The 2,618-nt window shown below is 63.6% G+C and carries 3 protein-coding genes and 1 pseudogene; 1 reads left to right on the forward strand and 3 read right to left on the reverse strand.

The annotated features are described in order from the left end of the window. Positions 1 to 610, reverse strand: a 610-nt coding sequence (locus tag EN893_RS28410; RefSeq protein ID WP_164901184.1) for a CoA ester lyase, incomplete at its 3' end; no start/stop codon positions are given. A gap of 3 nt (positions 611 to 613) precedes the next feature. Further along, positions 614 to 1,066, reverse strand: coding sequence for a MaoC family dehydratase (locus EN893_RS28415; RefSeq protein WP_127271750.1), 453 nt, complete (start codon positions 1,064 to 1,066; stop codon positions 614 to 616). Between the two features lie 150 nt (positions 1,067 to 1,216). Here EN893_RS28415 and EN893_RS28420 point away from each other — a divergent pair, with 150 nt between their 5' ends. Continuing rightward, on the forward strand, positions 1,217 to 2,341 hold the full coding sequence (locus EN893_RS28420; RefSeq protein WP_127270718.1) for a DUF2336 domain-containing protein: 1,125 nt from the start codon (positions 1,217 to 1,219) through the stop codon (positions 2,339 to 2,341). On the opposite strand, the pseudogene EN893_RS28425 reads toward EN893_RS28420, so the two are convergent. Beyond that, positions 2,338 to 2,618 (reverse strand): annotated as a pseudogene (locus EN893_RS28425) (FUSC family protein); the annotation flags it as partial. The gene EN893_RS28420 and the pseudogene EN893_RS28425 sit on opposite strands and share 4 nt — an antisense overlap.

The raw sequence follows: 2,618 nt of genomic DNA on the forward strand, positions 1-2,618 counted from the left end.
CGCGAAAATTCGGGAAGACGGTGTCGATCGCCGCGACCTCCGCCGCACCGGCGGCAAGTATGGTCATTGTGCGAGCGTGGCGGAACACGTCCGTGTAGCGGCCATGCTCGTCGCGGACGCTGCGCGCGCCGATCGCCGCCGACAGGTCTTCAGCGCCCCAGGTGAGGCCGGCAAGCCGCGCACTTGTCCCGGCATAGGTCGCCGCCGCCAGCACGCCTGCCGGCGTTTCGGTGATGATCGGCAGGATCTTGATCGCGCCGTCGGCCAAGCCATTTTCGGCCTCGCGCACCCTGAGCTTTGCCGACAGATGCTGCACATCCTGGCCGCTGTTCGACTTGGGCAGCATGATGCCGTCGGGTCGTGCCGGCACCAACGCCGCCAGATCGTCATCCGTCAACCCGGTCGTGAGGTCGTTGACCCTGACATAGATGGCTGAACTGGTTTGCGCCCTGCGTTCCAGGATGAAGCGCGCCGCCACCTCGCGCGCCAGCGCCTTGTTGTGCGGCGCCACGGAATCTTCGAGGTCGACGATGATCACGTCGGCGCCGGCACCAAAACTTTTTTCCAGTTTCCTCTGGGAATCGCCAGGGACGAACAGCAGCGAACGCATGCGTCAGATCGCCTTCTTCAGCATCATCGCTTGCCTGGTGCATTTGGCGACGAGATCGCCATGCTGGTTGTAGGCGCGATGCTCGAATTCGACGATGCCGCGATCGGGTTTCGACCTGGATTCGCGCACCGAGATGACTGTCGTCTCGACCCGGATGGTGTCGCCATGGAAGACCGGATGCGGAAACACGGTCTCCTTCATGCCGAGATTGGCGACCGTAGTGCCGACTGTGATGTCATTGACCGAAATGCCGATCATCAAGCCGAGCGTGAACAGCGAGTTGACCAGCGGCTTGCCCCATTCGCTCCTGGCGGCGAAATCGAAGTCGATATGCAGCGGCTGCGGGTTCAGCGTCATTACCGAAAACAGCATGTTGTCGCTTTCGGTAACGGTCTTGCGCAGCGTGTGCTGGAAGACATGGCCGACAACGAACTCTTCGAGATAAAGCCCGGCCATTTCTTTCTCCTCACGTGCTTGACGGTGATAGGCGCTGCAAATCAGCCTCGCAAGCCAGTTAATGAACATGGTGAACGGTTCGTAAACCAATTCTGCCTACGGTCGTCAGTGGGGTCAGAAGCTTCTGACAAGGGGCGTAAGCAGGCGGGCATGGTTGTTGTTTCGCATTTTCTGAAATGGATCTACACGGCCAGGGTGTCGGAGCGTGCCGCGGCGGCGAGCGCTCTGGCCCGGGCCTATATCAATTCCGAATTGCCTTTCGAGGACCGTTGCGCCGCCGAGGCGGCGCTGACGCTATTGCTCGACGATGCCTCGTCGAAGGTGCGGCTGGCGATGGCCGAGGCGCTGTCGATGAGCCACCACGCGCCAATGCAGATCATCAGCGTGCTGGCCTCCGACCAGCCGGAAGTCGCCGGCGTGGTGCTGGCCCGCTCGCCGCTGCTCACCGACGCCGACCTGATCAACCGCGTGGCTTCAAGTCCGAAGGCGACACAGAAATTGATCGCCGACCGGCCACTCGTCTCGATGGCGCTGTCGGCGGCCATCGCCGAGATCGGCGAGGCGGACGCCTGCGCCGTGCTGCTCGCCAACAGCGGCGCCGACATCGCCTCGCTCAGCTTCCGCCGCATGGCCGAACGCCACGGCCATCTGCCCTTGGTGCGCGAGGCGCTGATATCGGATATCAGGCTGCCGGCCGACTGTCGGCATATGCTGCTCGTCAAGCTGGGCGAAATGTTGAAAACGTCGCCACTGGTGATGGCATTGATGGGCGCGGCGCGAGCCGACCGCGTCATGCGCGACGCCTGCGTCAAGGCTTCGGTGACGCTGATAGAAGGCACGCGCCAGGAAGAACATGCGGCCCTGATCGAGCATCTCAGGCTGCGCGGCGACCTTACCGCGAGCTTTCTGATCCGCACCATCGCGCATGGCAAGGTCGATTTCTTCGGCTCGGCGCTGGTCGCGCTCAGCCAGCAGTCCGAACAACGGGTGAGGGCGCTGCTGGCCGGCGGGCACGACGTGGCGTTGCAGGCGTTGTTCCGCAGCGCCGGCCTCGCCGCAGTCACCCATGCCATCATCCTGCGCGCGCTGAAGATCTGGCGCGAGGTCGCCAACGGCAAGCGCGTCGCCGGTGTGCAAGAGGTCAGCTGGCTGATGCTCAAGGAGGTGGGCGGGCAGTCCGCGGAAGGCGATCTTGCCACGCTGGTCAAGTCGATCCATCTCGACGCGCTGCGCGAAAACGCACGCGGCCACGCACTGGCGATAGCGGCGGCTTAGCCTTTATCCCTCGCGAAAAAGTCCGGGAAATCCTCCATCGCCGCGGCGATGATGCGCAGCGATGCTGCGATTTGCAGCAATTCGCCGGTGCCGTTTCGCTCGGCGATGTTCGCTGCGTACTGCCGGGCGACGGCGACGGTCGAGGTCTGTGGATCGCCGGGGGCGCGGAAAAGCAGTTCGCGCGCCAGTCCCCTCAGGAAGTTGGCGATCGAAAGCGCGGTCTCGGATGGAATGGCATGGCTTTGGCTTGCATCGCGCAGCCGAAGGACCTCCAGGC

Source organism: Mesorhizobium sp. M7A.F.Ca.CA.004.04.2.1, from assembly GCF_004022825.1.
GTDB lineage: Bacteria > Pseudomonadota > Alphaproteobacteria > Rhizobiales > Rhizobiaceae > Mesorhizobium.

Excerpts from the sequence above, each read along its gene's own strand:
- EN893_RS28420 (WP_127270718.1), top strand. The coding sequence starts at position 1,217 with ATGGTTGTTGTTTCGCATTTTCTGAAATGGATCTACACGGCCAGGGTG.
- EN893_RS28415 (WP_127271750.1), bottom strand. The coding sequence starts at position 1,066 with ATGGCCGGGCTTTATCTCGAAGAGTTCGTTGTCGGCCATGTCTTCCAG.